Annotated in this window: 17 protein-coding genes; 8 read left to right on the forward strand and 9 right to left on the reverse strand. The window is 45.8% G+C overall.

What is annotated here, in order from left to right; translation table 11 throughout:
* Positions 1-34 precede the first annotated feature (34 nt).
* Positions 35-1,462 carry a TAXI family TRAP transporter solute-binding subunit gene (locus tag ICN48_RS11415; RefSeq protein ID WP_216153809.1) on the forward strand — a complete coding sequence of 476 codons (1,428 nt, stop codon included), beginning with the start codon at positions 35-37 and terminating at the stop codon, positions 1,460-1,462.
* A 4-nt stretch (positions 1,463-1,466) separates the two neighbouring features.
* On the opposite strand, the gene ICN48_RS11420 is transcribed toward ICN48_RS11415, so the two are convergent.
* The 3 genes from ICN48_RS11420 to ICN48_RS11430 form a co-directional block, all read right to left on the reverse strand.
* A complete protein-coding gene (locus tag ICN48_RS11420) occupies positions 1,467-1,925 on the reverse strand; it encodes a phosphate-starvation-inducible protein PsiE (protein WP_216153810.1) in 459 nt (152 codons plus the stop codon).
* 105 nt (positions 1,926-2,030) lie between these two features.
* On the reverse strand, positions 2,031-3,305 hold the full coding sequence (locus tag ICN48_RS11425) for an NAD(P)/FAD-dependent oxidoreductase (protein ID WP_216153811.1): 1,275 nt from the start codon (positions 3,303-3,305) through the stop codon (positions 2,031-2,033).
* A 14-nt stretch (positions 3,306-3,319) separates the two neighbouring features.
* Positions 3,320-3,652: a c-type cytochrome gene (locus tag ICN48_RS11430; protein WP_216153812.1), complete on the reverse strand. Its 333-nt coding sequence runs from the start codon at positions 3,650-3,652 to the stop codon at positions 3,320-3,322.
* Positions 3,653-3,834: 182 nt separating this feature from the next.
* Between ICN48_RS11430 and ICN48_RS11435 the strand changes: the two genes are divergently transcribed.
* From ICN48_RS11435 to ICN48_RS11445, 3 genes are read left to right on the forward strand one after another with little or no spacing between them, the layout of a single operon-like run.
* Positions 3,835-5,556: a glycosyltransferase family 39 protein gene (locus ICN48_RS11435; protein ID WP_216153813.1), complete on the forward strand. Its 1,722-nt coding sequence runs from the start codon at positions 3,835-3,837 to the stop codon at positions 5,554-5,556.
* Positions 5,553-6,803 (forward strand): exo-alpha-sialidase, encoded by a 1,251-nt coding sequence (locus tag ICN48_RS11440; protein WP_216153814.1) that lies wholly within the window; start codon positions 5,553-5,555, stop codon positions 6,801-6,803. The genes ICN48_RS11435 and ICN48_RS11440 overlap by 4 nt, the downstream gene beginning before the upstream one ends.
* Positions 6,800-7,414 carry a hypothetical protein gene (locus ICN48_RS11445; RefSeq protein WP_216153815.1) on the forward strand — a complete coding sequence of 205 codons (615 nt, stop codon included), beginning with the start codon at positions 6,800-6,802 and terminating at the stop codon, positions 7,412-7,414. Before ICN48_RS11440 ends, ICN48_RS11445 begins: the two co-directional genes overlap by 4 nt.
* Positions 7,415-7,465: 51 nt before the next feature.
* On the opposite strand, the gene ICN48_RS11450 is transcribed toward ICN48_RS11445, so the two are convergent.
* The 6 genes from ICN48_RS11450 to fabI all read right to left on the reverse strand — a co-directional run bounded on the left by ICN48_RS11450 (position 7,466) and on the right by fabI (position 13,807).
* A complete protein-coding gene (locus ICN48_RS11450) occupies positions 7,466-8,449 on the reverse strand; it encodes a tripartite tricarboxylate transporter substrate-binding protein (protein ID WP_370624218.1) in 984 nt (327 codons plus the stop codon).
* Positions 8,450-8,524: 75 nt separating this feature from the next.
* A complete protein-coding gene (locus ICN48_RS11455; protein ID WP_216153817.1) occupies positions 8,525-9,370 on the reverse strand; it encodes a CoA ester lyase in 846 nt (281 codons plus the stop codon).
* A 25-nt stretch (positions 9,371-9,395) separates the two neighbouring features.
* Positions 9,396-10,772, reverse strand: coding sequence for an MmgE/PrpD family protein (locus ICN48_RS11460; RefSeq protein WP_216153818.1), 1,377 nt, complete (start codon positions 10,770-10,772; stop codon positions 9,396-9,398).
* A gap of 17 nt (positions 10,773-10,789) precedes the next feature.
* Complete coding sequence (locus ICN48_RS11465; protein WP_216153819.1) at positions 10,790-11,674, reverse strand: MaoC family dehydratase N-terminal domain-containing protein; 885 nt, start codon at positions 11,672-11,674, stop codon at positions 10,790-10,792.
* A 22-nt stretch (positions 11,675-11,696) separates the two neighbouring features.
* Positions 11,697-13,025 carry a chromate efflux transporter gene (chrA, locus tag ICN48_RS11470; protein WP_216153820.1) on the reverse strand — a complete coding sequence of 443 codons (1,329 nt, stop codon included), beginning with the start codon at positions 13,023-13,025 and terminating at the stop codon, positions 11,697-11,699.
* Complete coding sequence (gene fabI / locus ICN48_RS11475) at positions 13,022-13,807, reverse strand: enoyl-ACP reductase FabI (protein ID WP_216153821.1); 786 nt, start codon at positions 13,805-13,807, stop codon at positions 13,022-13,024. Before fabI ends, chrA begins: the two co-directional genes overlap by 4 nt.
* Positions 13,808-13,857: 50 nt before the next feature.
* Here fabI and ICN48_RS11480 point away from each other — a divergent pair, with 50 nt between their 5' ends.
* Genes ICN48_RS11480 through ICN48_RS11495 form a run of 4 tightly spaced genes read left to right on the forward strand, consistent with a single transcriptional unit; the run spans position 13,858 to position 19,482 of the window.
* Positions 13,858-15,726, forward strand: a complete 1,869-nt coding sequence (locus ICN48_RS11480; protein ID WP_216153822.1) for an extracellular solute-binding protein — start codon at positions 13,858-13,860, stop codon at positions 15,724-15,726.
* A gap of 11 nt (positions 15,727-15,737) precedes the next feature.
* On the forward strand, positions 15,738-16,802 hold the full coding sequence (locus ICN48_RS11485) for a microcin C ABC transporter permease YejB (RefSeq protein ID WP_216153839.1): 1,065 nt from the start codon (positions 15,738-15,740) through the stop codon (positions 16,800-16,802).
* On the forward strand, positions 16,799-17,824 hold the full coding sequence (locus tag ICN48_RS11490) for an ABC transporter permease (protein WP_216153823.1): 1,026 nt from the start codon (positions 16,799-16,801) through the stop codon (positions 17,822-17,824). Before ICN48_RS11485 ends, ICN48_RS11490 begins: the two co-directional genes overlap by 4 nt.
* Positions 17,821-19,482, forward strand: coding sequence for an ABC transporter ATP-binding protein (locus tag ICN48_RS11495; RefSeq protein WP_216153824.1), 1,662 nt, complete (start codon positions 17,821-17,823; stop codon positions 19,480-19,482). The genes ICN48_RS11490 and ICN48_RS11495 overlap by 4 nt, the downstream gene beginning before the upstream one ends.
* Positions 19,483-19,608: the final 126 nt, after the last annotated feature.

Raw genomic sequence — 19,608 nt, forward strand, 5'->3', positions numbered from 1 at the left:
TAGCTTTAATAAAATTTGCTGATCGGTAAGCTATATGGGAAGCTTTAAAGAAGACCTTCAAGAAACATACTTAGGCATATCTGAGAGCGCTCAGCAGGGCTGGAGTGATTTCATTCAATTTTTGCATGAGACTTGGCCGATTCTGATTCTGCTACTAACTATCTTGATGGGTATTTGGTGGTATGCAGACCCACCGCCTCCAAGGCACGTTCTCATGGCAACGGGATCCGCAGGTGGTTCATACCAGGATCTTGGTAAAAAATATGTGGAGTTTTTCAAGGCAAAAGGCATTACTCTAGAGTTGGTAGCCACAATGGGGGTACAAGAAAATATTGATCGCTTAGCAGATCGTGATGATCCCATCCAGGCTGCTTTTGTTCAGGCTGGAGTCGACCATACCAAGGAAGTAGCTGGTATTCAGTCTTTGGGCGCAATTGCTTATGATCCTATTTGGTTTTTTTATCGAGGCCCAGAGCTTAATTCTGCCGAGTCCGATTCGATTGGTGTCGTATTTAAATATTTTGCCAATAAAAAGATTTCTGTGGGAATTGAGGGCAGCGGTACCCATGCTCAGTCAACCAAAATACTGAAGGCCGCTGGCTATGAAAAAGGAGTGCAAATTCTCAATCTTGCTGGACATGAGGCAGTTAAAGCGCTGCAGGCAGGTGAGATCGATGGAACCTTTATTGTAGATTCTTACGAGTCGCCTAATGTGCAAAGTTTGCTCAATGACAAATCATTGCATTTGCTTACTTTTAGACGTGCTGCAGCCTATGCCAAGTTAATGCCTTACCTAAACATCTTGCATATCCCCCAAGGGGCTTTTGATTTGCCGCGTAACTTTCCATCAACAGATATGAGGATATTGGCAACGACAACAAATCTTTTGATTGATGATCGCATGCATCCGGCAATTCAATTTCTTTTTTTAGAGGCTGCTAGAGAGATTAATGGAAAAGAATCTTTCTTCTCTGAGCATGGAGAGTTTCCTTCATTCAAGGATTCTATGCTGCCTGAGAGTCCCGTTGCAATTCATTATCAGAAAAACAATTATCCTTTATTGGTAGCCTATTTTCCGTTTTGGATAGCAGAGTTAATTAATCGCCTCATGGTTATATTGTTGCCATTTTGTATTTTGGGATATCCGCTTTTGCAGGCTCTTCCAGGATATCGTGCCAAGCGCATGCAAAATAAGATTAATCGCTTGTATAGCTCGCTAAAAGCTTTGGAACAAGAATTGCTCAGTGGTTTTAACGATGAGCAACGCGATGAGTACTTGAAAAGACTCAATTTGCTCGAGTATCAGGCCTTAAACATTAATATTTCGCAACGTATGTCTGGCGACTACTATGCTTTGCGTGCCAGCATTGACTACGTGCGAAATTGCTTAAACAGGGGCATTCATCCCTATCAATTTAATGAGGAAAAGGTTGAGGGTAAGAGTTCAGAACTCCTCTTATAGGTCTTTATTCACTCTCACCGGTTCTACTTGGGAACTTAAACGACGCGTAGCGAACTACTGCATTAGCCAAAGCTAGTATCAGGATGGTTAAACCCATGTAGAGAATTGGCAAGTCTGCCTCATGTTTAGTATTGACTAAGTCAATAATGAGGCGAGTAACCGCAGTAATTGCAACATAGATCAAAAAGCGAACAGGCATATGGTTGGTTTTGAAGTAGATGCCAACCATTGCGCCAATCTCTAAATAGATAAAAAGCAGGAGTAGGTCTTCAATGGAGGCTGAGCCCTTCTGTGCCATTCCCATAAACGCAACAGCTGCCGACCATACAGTTGCTGCGCCAATACCAAATAATGCAATTCGATGAAACAAAGATACAAATAAATTGCCGATAGGTACAGTCCATTTCTCAATGGCATCCTCTAATTTAGATGCATCCTTAGGTGAGGTAGGGGTCATGTTCATTAAGCCTCCGTTTTTAATATGTTTTGCCCAGTATAGGTATCTATCAAGCCATGTAAACAAAAAAAGAGGCGCTAAGACCCCTTTTTTTGGAAGTATTGACTTTGATCAACCCAGGCTATCGGCCCAAATGTTGTGGGCCCATCCCCAGGCATAGACTCCCTCCAGTGTTGAAGGTGCAGGAGAGACTCCTCCAGAGCCTGGAACCGGTTTGAAGGTTTTTTCAGCGGCAATGTACTGATGGACGCTAGCGACGTGAACCACTTCTCGGTCATTCACAAAGCTGTAACAGGTATTGGTGAGCACTGGCGCAGGATTTATTTCCCAATTACTTAGTTCTGCCACAATCGCCGCAGCCGCTACCTTGGCATGTTGGTTAGCCATGTGGCCTGATTTAGGCATTGCATAGGCTACTTGGATCGAATCTCCTAGAACATGAATGTCTTTCTGTGCGGTAGATTCAAAGTTGAGGAAGTTGACATTGACCCAACGTCCATTGGAATTCGCCAAGCCAGTTTTAACAGCGATCTCGCCCGCACTCATAGCAGGAAGTAAATTTAAAACATCTGCCTTAATATCATCTTGAATCTCAAGCTTGATGGTTTTTGTTTTGGCATCTACCGCTGTGACATTGTGCTTAGGGAGATACTCAATTATTCCTGAGTACTGATCTGCCCATACCTTTTTAAAGAGCGCACCTTTTGATGTGACATCTTGGTTGGCATCTAAAATCAGAACCTTAGATTTTGGTTTGTTCTGTTTTAGATAGTTGGCTACCTGGCATGCGCGCTCATAGGGGCCAGGAGGACAGCGATACGGCGCTTCTGGAATGCTAATGGCGAAGGTGCCGCCATCACGCATAGAGGCAAGTTGCTTATGTAGGGCAGTAGTTTCAGGACCAGCTTTCCAAGCTTGCAAAGTAACGCCTGCTTTATTGGCTTGAGATAAACCTTCGATACTGTTCATCATCAAGGTTACACCGGGTGAAACAATCGCCTTGTCGTAGCGCAAAGTTTTTCCTGAGGCAAGCTTGACAGTTTTCTTGTCCGGATCCATGCTGATCACGCTATCTTGAATAATCTTGATCCCATGACGTTTGCTCAGGTTGTCATAAGAGCTGGTCAATTCGGATAAGGTGCGTGAGCCACCCACAACTAGGTTTGAGAGTGGGCAGGAAATGAAGGTGGGATTTGGTTCAATCAAAGTTACCTGAGCGGTGTTATTAGAGAACAGACGTAAATATTTAGCAGCAGTAGCGCCGCCATAGCCTCCACCAATGACGAGGATTTCTGCTTTCTGTAAGTTGGCCTTAGCCTGGCCTGAAAAGCCTGCGAGTAAACCGAGGGCAGCCGCGCTGTTACCAATAAAGTGTCGACGATCCATAATGTACTTTCTGATTATTTCTTGCCAAGTTGATTGGAGATGGTTTCGAGTTGCTCGTCTGTATAGCCTTTGGCTAGTTGGGGCATGATGGTGCCTTCGCGCGCACCAGATTTAAATGCCTTTAGTTGAGCTAGCATTTGTTCGCTAGTGAGGTTGTTGATTAACGGCATTCCACCATCAACCACACCTTTTCCATCGGTTCCATGACAATTAGCACAGGTAGCTGCAAGACTGCGTTTGTATAAATTGTTTGCATCAGCATTTTGGGCAAGAACGCTTCCGCTCCAATGACTTACGCCAATATAGATTGACAATAAGACTGCGGGTTTTAAAAACTTTGCTGGCATAAAATCTGTCTCCGTGCAGAATATTTTCTGAGTATTACATTACATATTGCTTTGCTAGCATCTTAATCAAGAAGACTCTGAAATAGGGTATTGATTTCAGATACATTTTTCATAAGCTCATTCGAAAATCTGCTTATCGCTATTTTTATTCTAGTTTCTAGTAAGCCCTATAAACTATGGGTATGCGAGGTACATTTTCTTTCCGTTCTGCCTTATTCATACTTCTTTTAGGTGTTTTTACCTATCTTTATGGTTTGGATAGCCGTTTTGCACCTAAAAACGGTGACGAGTATCCCTATATGCATATTGTGCGGATGACGGCAGATTCAGGCCACTGGTTACCGCTCCAGTCTGAAATGGACGGTATCAAAAACACAAAGCCCCCGCTTATTTTTTGGCAGGGAATTGCGAGCACCCACTGGGCAAGCGAATGGACATTAAGCAATTTACGTTGGCCTAGTGTTTTGTATACCGGCCTCACAGCATTTTTCTTATTTTTAGCAGTTCGACGATTTAGTGGCAAAACACAAACCGGACTATTGGCGGCATTAGTCTGGCTCTCCTTTTTTGCGACCTATCGCTATGGACGCCCATTCTTAGCGGATCCCCCAGAGGTTTTTTGGATTTCACTACCATTTTTAGCAATCTTGTATTGGGGTAAGAGCGCGTTTGAATCAAAATTCTTTTTTCCGCTCATGGCGGGAGTTTGTCTGGGCCTCGCTTTATTTGCAAAATCTTTTGCTTATATTGTCCCCGCTTCATTTGCTATGGGGCTCTACTACTGGCGCTGGCGGCAGTGGAGCATTCCCCAAGTCATCATTCGAGATTTATATAAGTCAATCTTCATTGCCGTGATTGCCTTAGGTATATTTGCCTTATGGTTTGCGATGGACCCTAATCCAGAAGCTGTTTGGAAAGAATTTGTAGTGGGTGAGAATGCCGGTAAGTTTGCCGCGCGTCAGTCTAATTACGTGATGGATCTGCTACGGGGTGGCGACAGTATTTGGCTGTTAATGATTACTACGATAGCCAATGCAGGTTTATTTAGCTTTGTATTGATTTCTAGTTTGATGCAGTGCTGGCGTGCCCGTCGATTTCTCAGTTTGGAAGAAGTCTTACTGCTGCTCTTGATTGCAGCATTCTTTATTGTGTTCAGTTTGCCTAGCCAAAGATCGGGTCGCTATCTGTTGCCCGTAATGCCGGCATTTGCAGCGCTGATAGCTCTGTATTGGGATCGATTGCCTTTGTGGGGCTTTCGCATTGCATTGCTTTTGCAATTACTAGTGCTATCACTGTTGCTGTGGATTGGTATCAATCTGCAATTCTCACAATTCATTGGCACTGCAGGCGTATGGACTTATTCCTATTGCCATTGGATTCTCATGTCAGCGGGATTACTGGTTGCCTTGTTTGGCTTATTTAAGCAAAGCCTCACAAAAACCTTTTCTTTGGCCGCATGCTTTTTAGTGTATTGCGCTTTGACGAGCAGCCTTGCTCCACTAGAGGGTCGTTTAGGGCGTTATTCTGCAGAAACGATTGCACAGCTGCAAGATAAGGATGTTTGGATTCCTTGCGACTATCGTGCCAAAGATGAGGAATATCGATTGCTAATGCCAGGTGCAAAGCTACATGGTTATTTGGCCAAAGATGCTGGTGAAGTTGTAACCCTGACATCAACCTATCCTTTGGTAGCGCTACATGCACCTTTGGGTACTCGGCTAGTGCTTTGTGATTCTTGTCAGATTGTTGGCCAAAGAATGGAAATGAGGGCGCGCCACTCCAATGAAGAAATTAACGAGATGCTTATGGGGCAGATTGGCAAACATTTATTTGTAAATGAGTATTTAGTTTCTACACCAGCCTCTAATCCAGATTTATCAAGCGTGAAGGATGTTTGTAGATGAGTCGTGTCATTGCTCTGTGTTTTTTATTACTTTCTGCAGTGATTGGTTTTCTGCATATCGATAGTCGTCCAGCTTGGGCGCCATTTGTTGTTTCAGCCATTCAGTTCGACGAAGTGGTGGAGGAGTCGATCACATCCAAGTCAAAGGACCCAATAAAAGCCAGTATTCCCGTGCCGCAATCGAATTGGTTGCCTGATACAGGCGCTGCTTCTGTTCATGCTGCTTCTATGATTGCACTCAAGGATGGTGCGGTAAGGGCATTTTGGTTTGCCGGTAGCCGTGAAGGTGCTGCAGACGTATCGATCTTTAGCTCTGTATATGATGCGAAGTCAGCTAACTGGAGTGCACCTACTGTTGTAATAGATCGAGTGAGCGCAGAGAAGGGTCTTGCACGCTACATCGCCAAGTTAGGCAATCCTGTTCCTGCCCGCTTGGCTGATGGACGTCTACAGCTTTACTTTGTGACAGTCTCTATCGGCGGCTGGGCAGGAAGCTCAATTTCTGCCATGACATCTGATGATGAAGGTTTGACATGGGTTAATCCACAGCGCTTGATCAGTTCGCCTTTGCTGAACTTAAGTACGCTGGTGAAATCGCCTAGCATCCTATTTGCCGATGGACTCTTAGGGTTGCCTGCCTATCATGAGTGGATAGGGCGCTTTGGAGAGTTCCTGAGGTTAGATGCAGGGCAAGTGATTGATAAGCGTCGCATGAGCTCTGGACGCAGTGCAATTCAGCCGCTTATATTTGTGAATGATGCTCAGGATGCCAGTGCCTTTTTTCGCCAGACGCGTAGCGCAGGTTTACCTAAACAAATACCAGTTAGTCATACCCAAAACGCGGGTCAGAGTTGGCAACAGTCAGGGGATTTGGCGATCGCCAATCCTAATTCTGCAGTTGCTGGACTAACTCTTAATAATGGTGCTCGTATCCTAGTACTAAATAATATTGAAAATGGCCGCTATCGTTTGGTCTTATTGATGAGCGATATTAAATCTGGTCAATGGCAAACTCTTGAAGTCTTGGAGGATGATGAGGCCTTGCCTGATGGCCAACGTAAAGAATTTTCCTACCCATACTTGTTAACCGTAGATGGCAATGATGCCCATTTGCTATACACCTGGGACCGTAAAAAGATTCGCCATCGTTATTTTTCTAGCGCTTGGTTAAAGCATACTTTTAGCAAGATGGAAGCTCAAGCAAAGGCATTGGAAGCAGAAGCTTCACGTCAGGAGGCGCAACAATGAATTCTCTAATGCAGGCCTTGGCCTTAATTGAGTTATCCATTACGTGTGCAGTGGTGTGTATTTGGGCCTTACAAAAGCTGTCTCCAAATGCCATGCCATTTCCCGTAAAAGTAATTCTTGTAATCTTGATCGGCAATACCTTATTTTGGCCTTTGGGTATGAATTTACCTTTGATTGCCTATGTTCGTGGTGTTACTGGTGATCTTAGTATTGTCTTAACGCTATTGTTGTGGATCTCGTTACTTCCGACCAATAAGCCTGCACCGATTGCTTTTAAGTTAACAGTAGCAATCATCTCTTTATGTTTTTATCCTTTTGCCTTGGGCGTGGGAATGATTGACCCTTATGCATGGGGATATGGATCGATTGCATTTTTAATTGCAGTCCTCTTTTTCGCTCTAGTCTGTGGATTATCCAATTGGAGCAAGGGTGTTTGGATCATTGCGATCGCGATCCTTGCTTGGGCAGTGCATTGGCATGAATCAGCGAACCTTTGGGATTACCTGCTTGATCCATTCCTGACTATCTGGGCTTTCATTGCCTTGATTGGCATGCTTTATAGAAAACGTCGCGATAGGGCTCGCTCTGGATACCTATTTAGACCAGGTTAAAGAATTAAAAAAGCCAGCGGATGCTGACTTTTCTATCGATGCAATCAATGCTTAGTCAGGAATATTCGACTTACGAATGATTGGGCCCCATTTATTGATCTCGGCTTCGAGGTGTGCTTTTAGACCCTTAGGGGTCATCTTCTCGGGAGAGACGATATCAATATTGGCATCCTCCAAACGTTTTTTGACATCGGGAGTATTCAGTGCCTTTATCAATGCAGCATTCAATTTATCCAAGATAGGCTTAGGAACGCCTTTTGGTGTGTACATGCCATGCCAAACTTTAACCTCAAAGCCTTTGAGACCCTGCTCATCCAAAGTAGGTACGTTAGGAATCGCAGGCAAACGTTTTAAGGTAGTTGTACCGTAAGCCTTAACGCGTCCATCTTTAATATAAGGAATGGTTTGAGTAGTTTGATCGCAGAGCAAGTCAACCTGACCACCTAACAAGTCAGTCAGAGCGGGGCCAGTTCCTTTGTAAGGAATATTGGTTAGCTTTACGCCAATGCGACTCTGAAACAAAAGTCCACAAAGTTGTGACACAGCGCCAGGACCCGCGTTTGCCATGGTAACTTTTGAGCCATTGGCTTTGATATAGGCTTCGAGCTCTTTAAAGTTATTGGCTGGCAAATCTTTTTTACCCAAAAGCACCATTGGAACGTCTGCTACTTGGCCAATATATTCAAAGTTTTGCAAAGGATCATATGGGAGCTTGTCGTAGAGGGCGTTAGCAGTTGCCATACCCATGTGATGTAAGTAGATTGTGTAGCCATCGGGTGCGGCGCGCGCAACCTTGGTAGTGGCGATGGTGCCGCCAGCCCCGTTGACGTTTTCAACTATGACAGTTTGTCCAAGTGCTTGGCCCATTGGGACTGCAATTAAACGTGCAACAGTATCGGTTGGGCCGCCTGCTGCAAAAGGAACCACCATGGTAATTGCCTTGGTTGGCCAATCTTTCTGGGCGAGGGCGCTAGTACTCAGAAATGCACTGGCCGTTAAAGCGGTAGCAATTCCTGAGAATAAGAATTTCTTCATTTGCATTTTGGTCTCCAACCTGTTTTTATGTAAACCAATTTTGCCAGTTTTAATACCTTTTTGTCTTCAATGACCCTAGTACTTACCAGTAATTGCTAGAGTCCTTTGAGCTAATAAAACAACTGGACGATCGATCATGCGACCATCTAATTTCACAGCACCTCCCTTAGATGCTTTATCCGCCTCGATAACACGTTGAGCCCAAGCCAGCTCCTCTGCTGATGGGGTAAACGCTTTAATGACGATGTCTACTTGCTTTGGGTGAATACAGAGTTTCCCACCGAAACCCATGCGTTTTGCGCGCTCAGCATCATCAGTAATGCGCTCAATGTCATCAGTAGAAGGTGTAACCCCATCAATAGGAGGGGCAATCTGCGCAAGACGAGAAGCTAAAACAATTTGAAAGCGTGCGGTTTGTAATTCGGTTTCTTGGCGGTCACAGACCATTCCAAGATCTGCCTGTAAATCTAAATTACCTAAAGCCAGTCTAATTACTTGATTGGAGTTTGCGATCGCTTTTAATTGATCTAAGCCAATCGCAGTCTCAATCATAGGAATGATTGCAGTATTCGGAAGTATCAGGGCGGCACCATTAATCTGGTCGAGCGATTCGCTCTTGGGAATTAACAGGCACGCAACATTAAGCTCTTGAGCCAAAATTAAATCGGCTGAGTAAAACTTTCTGCCAGGCGAGTTGGTGCGAATCACCAAACGTTTCTTTTGCTCTGCGCTAAAGCTTGGCCATGCTGTGCGAATCGCATCGCGTGCAACGGCTTTATCTTCTTCTGGGACCGCATCCTCCAAATCTAAGACGACCCCACTAGCGCCGCTATCAAGAGCTTTCATAAAACGTTCCGGACGAGTGCCGGGAACGAATAGAAAGTTGGTGCTAAAGCCTAATGGCGTTTCAAGTGGGTTCATAAATCAGTGCGCACTCAGTTTGTGCTTAGTTCGATGGAAGAAGAAAGCCTATCTTGGCTTGTTTGCGGATATTCCACAAGAGATCAATTGCTCTGCTCATCTCCGCTGGGCTGGCGCCTTTGCTAAAGGCAGCTAGACGCATGGCTTTATCGGTAATTTCTGCACGAGAGAGGGTATTACCTGGGTCGCCCTTAGGTTCATCTACTCGTCCCTCTAAAACTTGCCCATTATTTAAGTGAACTTTGACTTTACCGATCCAACGCTGTGGATAGGCGCTATCTACCTCAGGGTCTAGGGTCATGGAAACACGTTCGCGGAACGCGCAGATTTCATCATCATGAAAGTGATCTTCAAATTCTTGCAATCCTGCAAATTGGTAATGCGCAACCAAAGCCAGAACTGTGCCCATAGAGAACTTGGACTGATGAACGGTTGCAGGATCCGTAACTGGGCCCAAGACATCAATGGCACCCTGATGCACCAAGGTTTCTACTTTAGTAATATCACTAGGCGTTAGTTTGTTCGAGAGCATCACTTGCAGCAAAGCATCTGCAGCAGGGTGAGTATGGCGGCATGAGGCGTAATACTTAAAGCTTGTTTCCGCCAAAGCCCAACGACTTCCTAAGCGATCAACTAATTTACTTGGATCCCTATCGCTTGACATGCCGGCTGCCAAGCCTTGCTTGCCTTCCAAAATATGCTGTGCGCCTGTAAAGCCAGCTTGTGCAATATAGGCAGACATTAATCCAGTAGATGCAGCATGCGCCGTATGAAGCTGCTTAGAGTCTGCAGCGTCGCGCAGAAATTCCCAAAGACCTGCCGACTGTGTGCCCGCAGAACCAAAGGCATTTAGCATTTGCTCAGGAGAAAGCTTCATGAGTCTTCCAACCGCTGCGGCTGCCGCCAGGGTGCCAGCAGTTCCGGTTGTATGAAACACTTTGTAATGAGAGCGACCTAAGAATTCGCCAACTCGAATACCCACTTCATAGCCTGCTACTGCAGCAACCAATACATCTTCTCCAGAGGCGCCAATGGCTTGGGCGCAAGCTAAAACAGGTGGAAATACTACGGTTGCTGGATGAAAAACTGAGCCATTGTGAACATCATCTTGTTCTGCAACATGTGACGCTGCAGCATTGGCCATTGCTGCTAAAAAAGGGCTCGAGGTTTTACGAGAAACTAATACCTCTGAGGGGCCATCATTTGCGTTACCAAAGCCACCCATATTTTGCGCAAACTGCGTAATGAGTTCAACTGGGCGGGAGCCTTTGCCTGCAATTGCCGAACCAAACCAATCGACCAATAAGTCCTCAGCGCGGTTCATCACCTCTGCAGGTATATCGGCAGCCTGTAAATTGGCGGCAAAAGTAGCTAGTTCACGAGAAAGATGTTGATTAGTCATAAATTAATAGTGTTTCATTAGGCCAAAACAGCGGTTGCTTGCATAGTGAGCCAGCCTTCGTGATCTTGCGCCCAAATGGAAATGGTTTTTCCGCTTGGATCTTTATCTAGATCGGGTTTAGCGCTCACCTTAAAGATGTTGATATCGAAAGTGGGGCGAATGGCGCGGAACTCAAAGCGCTTTAGCCTGCAGTCGGGAATGCTTTGGCGCACTAAGTCAACCAATAGGGTTGCAATCAAAGGACCATGCACAATTAAACCAGGATAGCCTTCAACCTCAGTGACATATTTGCGATCATAGTGAATGCGATGACCGTTAAACGTCAGTGCTGAATAACGAAACAGTAGTACATCGTCTGGTGTGATGGTTTTGCTCCACTTAGCATCTGTAGGTGCAGGGGTAGGGGCAACGGGCTTGTCATCTGACCCAGGCGCATCGCGATAGACAATGTCATGCTCTTCGATAATGGCAAGACCATTTTGATTGGAGATCTTATGATTAACCAATACGAAAATTAAATCACCAGTACGACCCGCTTTGTGGGTAACCGACTCAATTGTAGAAACACGTTCAATCTCATCACCAACTGCAAGAGGCTTTAACCATTCAATACGGCTACCTGCCCACATACGACGTGGCAATGGTACCGGCGGAAGAAAACCGCCACGCTTAGGATGACCGTCAGGTCCGATTTCTGATTGGCGAGCATGAGGTAAAAAATACAACCAGTGCCACAGCTCAGGTAAAAAAGTGCCCTTACTTGGCGCAGCATCATCACGATCTAATGTTGCTGATAGTGCGCGTACCGGGGCTACTGTGACAGTGTCTTGAAGGGACTCGGTTTTACCAAGCCATTCTTGTAGGTGGGTAATGGTTTGAGGTTCGATTCGCATGAGTTCCATTATGCCAATCTTGTAGAAAACCTCACCCCATCAAAACAGAGATGTAATAAAACAGTAATCCAGCTAATGCGGAGCCGCCCAATACCGACATTACCCCCTTTTGAAACTTAAATAAGGCCAGACCAGCTAAGGCGCAAATCAGGATCGAGACCCAGGAAATCGAGCCACCAAAACCCCTTGGTAAAAACACGTGATATGCAAAAAATAGACCGAGATTCACGATAACGCCAACGACTGCAGCGGTAATAGCTATTAGAGGAGCGGTAAACCCAATCTTGCCATGCGTTGATTCAATTAGTGGACCGCCTACTAAGATAAAAAAGAAGGAGGGTAAAAAAGTAAACCAGGTAGCAACACAAGCGCCGATAACGCCAAACCAAAATGGATTGCTATTGCCAATCAAAGATTGGATGTGTCCTGCGAGGTAGCCCACAAAAGCTACCACCATGATGAGTGGTCCTGGTGTCGTCTCGCCTAGGGCTAAGCCATCAATCATTTGGTTAGCGCTGAGCCAATGAAAATGCTCGACTGCACCTTGGTATACATATGGAAGCACTGCATAAGCGCCGCCAAATGTCAGAAAGGCAGCCTTTGTAAAGAACCACGCGATATTGACGTACAAAGTCTTCCAGTCAAAGATTGCTACTAAAGCGCCCATTGGGAGTAACCAACATGCCAGTGCAACCAAGCTATGGCGAACTGCCTTTGAGTATGTAAATTTCGCATGCTCAGGTGTGGGGGTGTGATCATCAATAATGGCAGGGCCGTATTCTTTTGTTTCTTTGGCACCATGCCCACTACCTTGCTGAAAATATTCTGGATAGCGTTTGCCTCCCCAGAAGCCGATGGCAGCAGCAATCAATACGATGATAGGAAAGGCTAAATTAAGAATGAAGATAGCCAGAAAAGATCCAAGCGCAATCCACTGGAGTGCTTGGTTATGAATCGTGCGCTTGCCAATGCGAACTGCAGCATGCAGCACGATTGCTGTGACTGCAGGTTTGATGCCAAAGAAGATGGCAGCAATCCAAGGAACCTGTCCAAAGGTCAGATAAACCCAAGATAGGCCAATCAAGATAAACAAAGAGGGCAATACAAAAAGGGTTCCTGCCAGAATGCCGCCCCAACTACGGTGCATCAGCCAGCCAATATAAGTAACTAGCTGTTGGGCCTCCGGCCCTGGTAGTAACATGCAGTAGTTGAGCGCATGTAAAAAGCGCCGCTCAGAAATCCAGCGACGCTTCTCAACTAATTCTTGATGCAGAACAGCGATCTGTCCTGCAGGCCCACCAAAACTAATGAAGCCTAGCTTAGCCCAAAACTTCAGGGCTTCGCGTAGTGGAATGCTCAAACTTCATCCATTCCGCCAACAACTTGGCTAAAGCCGTTATCGACATAAATGATTTCAGCAGTAATGCCGTTGGCCAAGTCAGACATTAAGAATGCAGCAGTATTACCTACATCATCAATGGTTACGTTGCGACGTAAGGGGGCAGTTTTTTCAACAGCTTCCAAAATTTTGCCAAAGCCTTTAATGCCAGATGCGGCCAAGGTTTTAATAGGACCAGCAGAAATGCCGTTAGCGCGAATACCTTTAGGACCTACGGAGCCAGCGAGATAGCGAACCGAAGCTTCGAGCGATGCTTTTGCAAGGCCCATGGTGTTGTAGTTGGGAACATTCTTCATGGATCCCAAATACGTCAAAGTGAGCAGTGAAGATTTATCGCGCAGCATGGGTAGCGCTTCTTTAGCCATAGCAGGGAAGCTATATGCAGAAATATCATGCGCAATCTTGAAGCCTTCACGAGAGAGTCCATCTAAGAAGTCGCCAGCAATTGCCTCACGGGGAGCAAAGCCAATAGCGTGTACAAAACCATCAAACTGAGGCCAGGATTTGGCTAAATCCTTAAAAAGAGCGCTGATTTGCTCATCACTGCCGACATCGCAGTCAAAAATGAGTTCGGTATTGAATTCTTTTGCAAAATCAATAATACGGTCCTTAAAGCGTTCACCCACATAGGTAAAGGCAAGTTCAGCCCCTTCACGATGACAGGCCTTAGCAATGCCATAGGCAATGGAGCGGTTGGAGAGGAGGCCGGTAATGAGGATTTTTTTGCCGGTGAGAAAGCCCATGATGTGTCCTTTACTTCAAATATGATTAGCTATCTACAATTGTTGCATATATGCCTACCCTCAAGCCCATTCGACAAATTGCCTATTTCTTGCTGCTAGCCCTGCTAGCTGGGCTTGGGGCCAATATAGCCCTGGCTGGACAGGGAATTGCTCAGTATGGTAAGCCCAAGTATCCCGAGGGTTTTGCCCATTTTGACTACGTCAATCCCAGTGCCCCCCGGGGTGGAACCCTGGTCTTGCCAAATCCAGGACAAAGAACCAGTTTTGATAAGTTCAACCCGTATACCTTGCGTGGGGTTACTGCCCCCGGAATAGATTTGATGTTTGAATCTCTGGCCGAAGGAAGTGCGGATGAGGTTTCTAGTATTTACGGTTTATTGGCAGACGACATTGAAGTGGCTAAAGACCGTAAGTCAGTCACCTTTCATATTCGCCCTGAGGCAAAATTTTCTGATGGTAGTCCAGTCTTAGCTGCGGATGTAAAGCATAGCTTTGATACTTTGATGAGTGGCCTTGCACATCCGCGTTATAAGACAACTTTTGCTGATGTGAAACAAGCCGTTGTTATTTCTGATCGAGTTGTGCGTTTTGACTTTAGCAATAACAATACTGAATTACCGATTATGGTCGGCACCTTGCCAATCTTTTCTCGTAACTGGGGTAAGCGTCCAGACGGCACGATGATTGCGTTTGACAAGCTCGCCTTTGAGACGCCAATCGGAAGTGGTCCTTATTTGATCGAGTCTTTTAAGGCTGGCAAATCGATTACCTACAAGAGAAATCCGCAGTACTGGGTGGATCAACTCAGCAAGCCCTTGAATGTAAGGGTGGGTTTTTATAACTTTGATCGCGTCTTATACAAACTGTATAGCGATGACGCCGTGAGATTGGAGGCCTTCAAAGCCGGCGAGTTTGATGCTCTAGTCGAATATCGAGCCAAGATTTGGGCTAAGGGTTATGTGGGTTCGAAATTTGATAATGGCACGCTCTTAAAGAAAGCTTTTGTTAATCACAATGGCGCGGGCATGCAAGGCTTTGCCATGAATGTGCGCAAACCTACATTGCAAGACCCACGCGTTCGCCAGGCATTGGGATTAGCGCTGGATTTTGAATGGCTCAATCGCCAAATATTTTTTGATCAGTACGGTCGGATTAATAGCTTCTTCACGAATAGCGATTTAAGTGCGAACTATGATGGCCCACGCAAGCCTACTGAAGCAGAATTGAAATTACTAAGGCCATTGAAAGCTAAATATCCACAGTGGGTTCCAGATGCTGTGTTTGGTCCAATGCCTGCTCCGCCTTCAACCAAGTCGCCGGGCAGTCTACGTCAAAACCTCCGTCAAGCTCGTGAACTCCTAATGCATGCAGGCTGGCAGTATCGAGATGGCGCCCTTAGGAATGAGAAGGGTGAGCCTTTTCGAATTGAGATGGTGGAGAACGGCGGATTTTTCTTGAGAGTTCTTTCTGCATATGGCCGAAATTTAGAAAAGTTAGGCATCCAATTGGATATTCGTACGAGTGACTTTGCTTTGTATCAAAAGCGCATGGATGAGTATGACTTTGATATGACCACAACGCGTTTTCCTGATTCGCAAAATCCCGGAAATGAATTGTGGGATCGATTTGGTAGTCAAGCTGCCAAAACAAAGGGTTCAGATAACATTATTGGCATACAGTCTCCAGTTGTAGACGCCTTAATCGAAGAGATTACGAAAGCGCAGAATCGTGAAGAGTTGCGTGCCGCATGTAGGGCGCTAGATCGGATTCTTTGGAACAGTTATTACGTGGTACCACAGTGGTACAACCCCACACATCGCATTGCCTTCCGTAATGAAATGCGTTACCCAGAACCTCCGCTGTATTACCAGGCTGAACCCTGGATCATGCAAAACTGGTGGAAAGAGGAGTCTAAATAATGCAAGGAAATATGCGCTCCTATATCTTTAAGCGTTTGCTGTTGATGATTCCGACCTTGCTAGGCGTATTGACCTTGACCTTTGCGGTGGTGCAATTTGTACCGGGCGGTCCAGTCGAGCAAATGATCCTAGAGTTAAAAGGGAAGGGGGATGCAGCAGTTGGAGGCACAGAATCTTCTGGCTCAGGAGCAACTTATCGTGGTCGTCAGGGTATCGATGCGCAGCGCCTGGAAGAGGTTAAAGCCTTATATGGATTTGATAAGCCGCCACTCGAGCGTTATTTCATGATGTTGGGGCGCTTTGCTAGATTTGATTTGGGACAAAGCTATTACCAGCACGAAAGCGTGTGGAGTTTGGTAGTCTCTAAATTACCAGTCTCGATCAGCATCGGACTTTGGACCTTCTTTATCACCTATTTGGTTTCGATTCCCTTGGGGATTGCTAAGGCCGTGCGCGATGGTTCACGTTTTGATGCCATTACCAGCAGCATGATTCTGGTTGGTTATGCCATTCCGGGATTTGTATTAGGAGTCCTATTGCTCGTGCTATTTGGTGGGGGCAGTTTCTTGCAGTTATTTCCGCTACGGGGTCTTACTTCGGACAACTGGAGTGATCTCAGTTTGTTTGGCAAGGTCATGGATTACTTGTGGCACTTAGTGCTGCCGATTACTGCATCTGTTTTGGGAAGTTTCGCCGTAGTTACTATGCTAACCAAAAATTCTTTCTTGGAAGAGATTCGCAAACAGTATGTTTTGACCGCGCGTGCAAAAGGGCTTACTGAAAAGCAAGTGCTATGGAAGCACGTCTTTCGAAATGCACTCTTGCCGTTAGTGACGGGCTTTCCTGCGGCATTTATTGGGGCGTTTTTTACGGGTTCATTATTGATTGAAACGCTATTCTCATTGGACGGACTTGGTTTGCTCTCGTATGAGTCTGTGATGCGTCGTGACTACCCAGTAGTCTTTGGTACCTTGTATTTATTTACTCTGATTGGCTTATTCACAAAGCTCATTTCGGATCTTTGCTATGTATATGTAGACCCACGCATTCAGTTTGGTGCCGGAGGGGGCTCATGAGTCGTTGGCAGCGCTTTAAAAATAGTCGCATGGGTTATGCGAGCTTATGGATCTTCATGGTCCTATTTGGCTTATCGATGTGTGCCGAGTTGATTGCAAACGACAAGCCTTTAGTAGTTCGCTATGAAGGCCATTTCTATTTCCCAATTGTGAAGAGTCAGCCTGAAACCGTTTTTGGTGGAGACTTTGCAACACCAACAGACTTTCTAGATCCAGATATTCGTCGCAATATCACTAGCAAAGGCAACTGGGCGATCTATCCGCCGATCCACTATAGCTATGAGACGCTGAACTACTTTTCTCAGGTGCCCAATCCTGCTCCGCCTTCTCGGGAGAACTGGTTAGGTACAGATGATCGTGGGCGCGATGTATTGGCTCGACTGATTTATGGCTTTCGCCTATCCATTCTCTTTGGTCTCGCCCTGACGATCGTTGGAGTAAGCGTAGGCATTATTACTGGGTCTTTAATGGGATTCTTTGGTGGTAAGTTTGACTTGATCTCCCAGCGGCTGATTGAAATCTGGTCGGCAATGCCTGAGCTGTACTTACTCATTATTTTTGCCTCGATCTTTAATCCTAGCGTCTCCTTATTAATTATTTTGTTGGCAGCATTTGGTTGGATGGGGTTATCGGATTACGTCCGCGCAGAATTCTTCCGTAATCGCGCCTTGGAATATGTACGTGCAGCCAGAGCACTCGGTTTAACAAATGTGCAAATCATGTGGCGTCACATTCTGCCCAACAGCTTGACACCAGTGATTACCTTTTTGCCGTTTCGTATGAGTGCCGCGATTTTGTCTTTAACCAGCTTGGACTTTTTAGGGCTGGGAGTTCCTCCAGGAACCCCAAGCCTGGGTGAGCTGCTCTCTCAGGGTAAAAGCAATCTTGATGCTTGGTGGATTTCCTTATCTACCTTTGTAGTCTTGGTTGCAACTTTGCTGCTACTGACCTTTATGGGGGAAGCATTGCGTAATGCTTTTGACTCTCGCAAAGCTGGGTTGATGAGTGGAGGTCGCTCATGAGCGAAGCTTTAACTCAAAAACAAGCCTTATTGCGTTATGAAGATCTGTGTATTTCGTTTGGATCGGGTCGACGCGAGAAGTTTGCCGTCAATCATCTCGATTTGGAAATCGGCATTGGTGAGCGTGTTGCTTTGGTGGGTGAGTCTGGCTCTGGTAAGACGCTGACCGCTTTAGCCCCTTTGCGACTAGAGCCTGAAGGCGCCAAAGTTACTGGAAAGATTCTTTGGAACAAAAAAGATGGGAAGGGCGCTGTAGATTTGCTCGCGATGTCTATGCAAGATATTCGAGAAATTCGTGGGCGCGAAATTGCGATGGTGTTTCAGGAGCCAATGACTGCTCTTAATCCACTATTTACTATCGGTAATCAAATCATTGAAGCAGTACAAATCTATCAACCCTTAATTACCAAGTCAGATTCGATTGATGCAGCGATCGACTTACTCAGGAAAACTGGGATTCCTGAGCCTGAGCGCCGTCTTCATTCCTATCCACATCAACTCTCTGGTGGCCAAAGACAGCGGGCCATGATTGCGATGGCCTTGGCATGTAAACCTCGACTACTGATTGCAGATGAACCGACAACAGCTTTGGATGTCAGTTTGCGTCTGCAAATCTTGGATTTACTTAAAGAGCTCCAAGAAGAATCTAAAGATCATGGCGGCATGGGAATACTCCTGATTACGCATGATCTCAATTTAGTGAAACATTTTGCGCAACGAGTGGCCGTACTAAATCAAGGGAACTTATTAGAGTCTGGTTCTACCCAGCAAGTGTTTGAACACCCAGAAGATCCTTATACCCGCGCCTTGGTCAATAGCGAGCCAGTGCGCGACTTAGCGCCACTCATGCCTTTGGCGCCGGTGTTATTAAAAACCGAAGAACTGTCGGTAGCCTATCCAAGCTCAGGGTCTGTATCTTGGTTTAAAAAAGCGCCGTCTCATAAAGTGCTTAAAAAAGTCAGCTTTGAATTAAAGCAAGGGCAGACCATTGGCATCATTGGTGAGTCCGGGTCGGGTAAGACGACTTTGGGTATGGCAGTACTTGGTTTGCTAGGGGATTCAGCTGCAGAAGTAACGGGCAATGTAGATGTGCTTGGCGCTGACTGGCAGAAGCTAAAACCCAATGAACGTCGCGCAATGCGCTCTAGCTTACAGGTGATCTTCCAAGATCCCTTTGGATCGCTCTCACCACGCATGAATGTTTTACAGATAGTTTCTGAGGGTCTTGATGTGCACTTCCCGAAACTATCATCAGCAGAGCGTGAGACTCGCGTAGTTGACATGCTCAAGGAAGTCGGCCTCGATCGCTCTGCCTTGCTGCGTTATCCCCATGAATTTTCTGGTGGGCAACGCCAGCGTATTGCTATTGCACGCGCTTTAATCTTGCGCCCACAGATTTTGGTTTTAGATGAGCCGACCTCTGCATTAGATGTCTCCATACAAAAGCAGGTACTTGCTTTATTGACCGAGCTGCAGAAAAAGTACAACTTGGCCTATTTGATGATTAGTCATGATTTGGCAGTGATTCGGGCAATGTCTCATGAGGTAATGGTTCTCAAAGGAGGTAAGGTGGTGGAGTTTGGGGATACCGAAACCCTGATTAAGCACCCCCGTCAGACATATACCAGAGAACTTTTTGCGGCTGCTGAACTCACCTAGCAACAGGCAAAAACCCGCCTCAAATGGGCTAAATTGGTGCATTTGCACCTATTTAAAGAAAATTTATGTTTATAAACAAAGACTTAAGCTTAGAGTGAAGACTTGGTTAATTAGGGGTTCTTTGTT

The sequence above is a fragment of the Polynucleobacter sp. JS-Safj-400b-B2 genome, from assembly GCF_018881975.1.
Classification (GTDB): domain Bacteria; phylum Pseudomonadota; class Gammaproteobacteria; order Burkholderiales; family Burkholderiaceae; genus Polynucleobacter.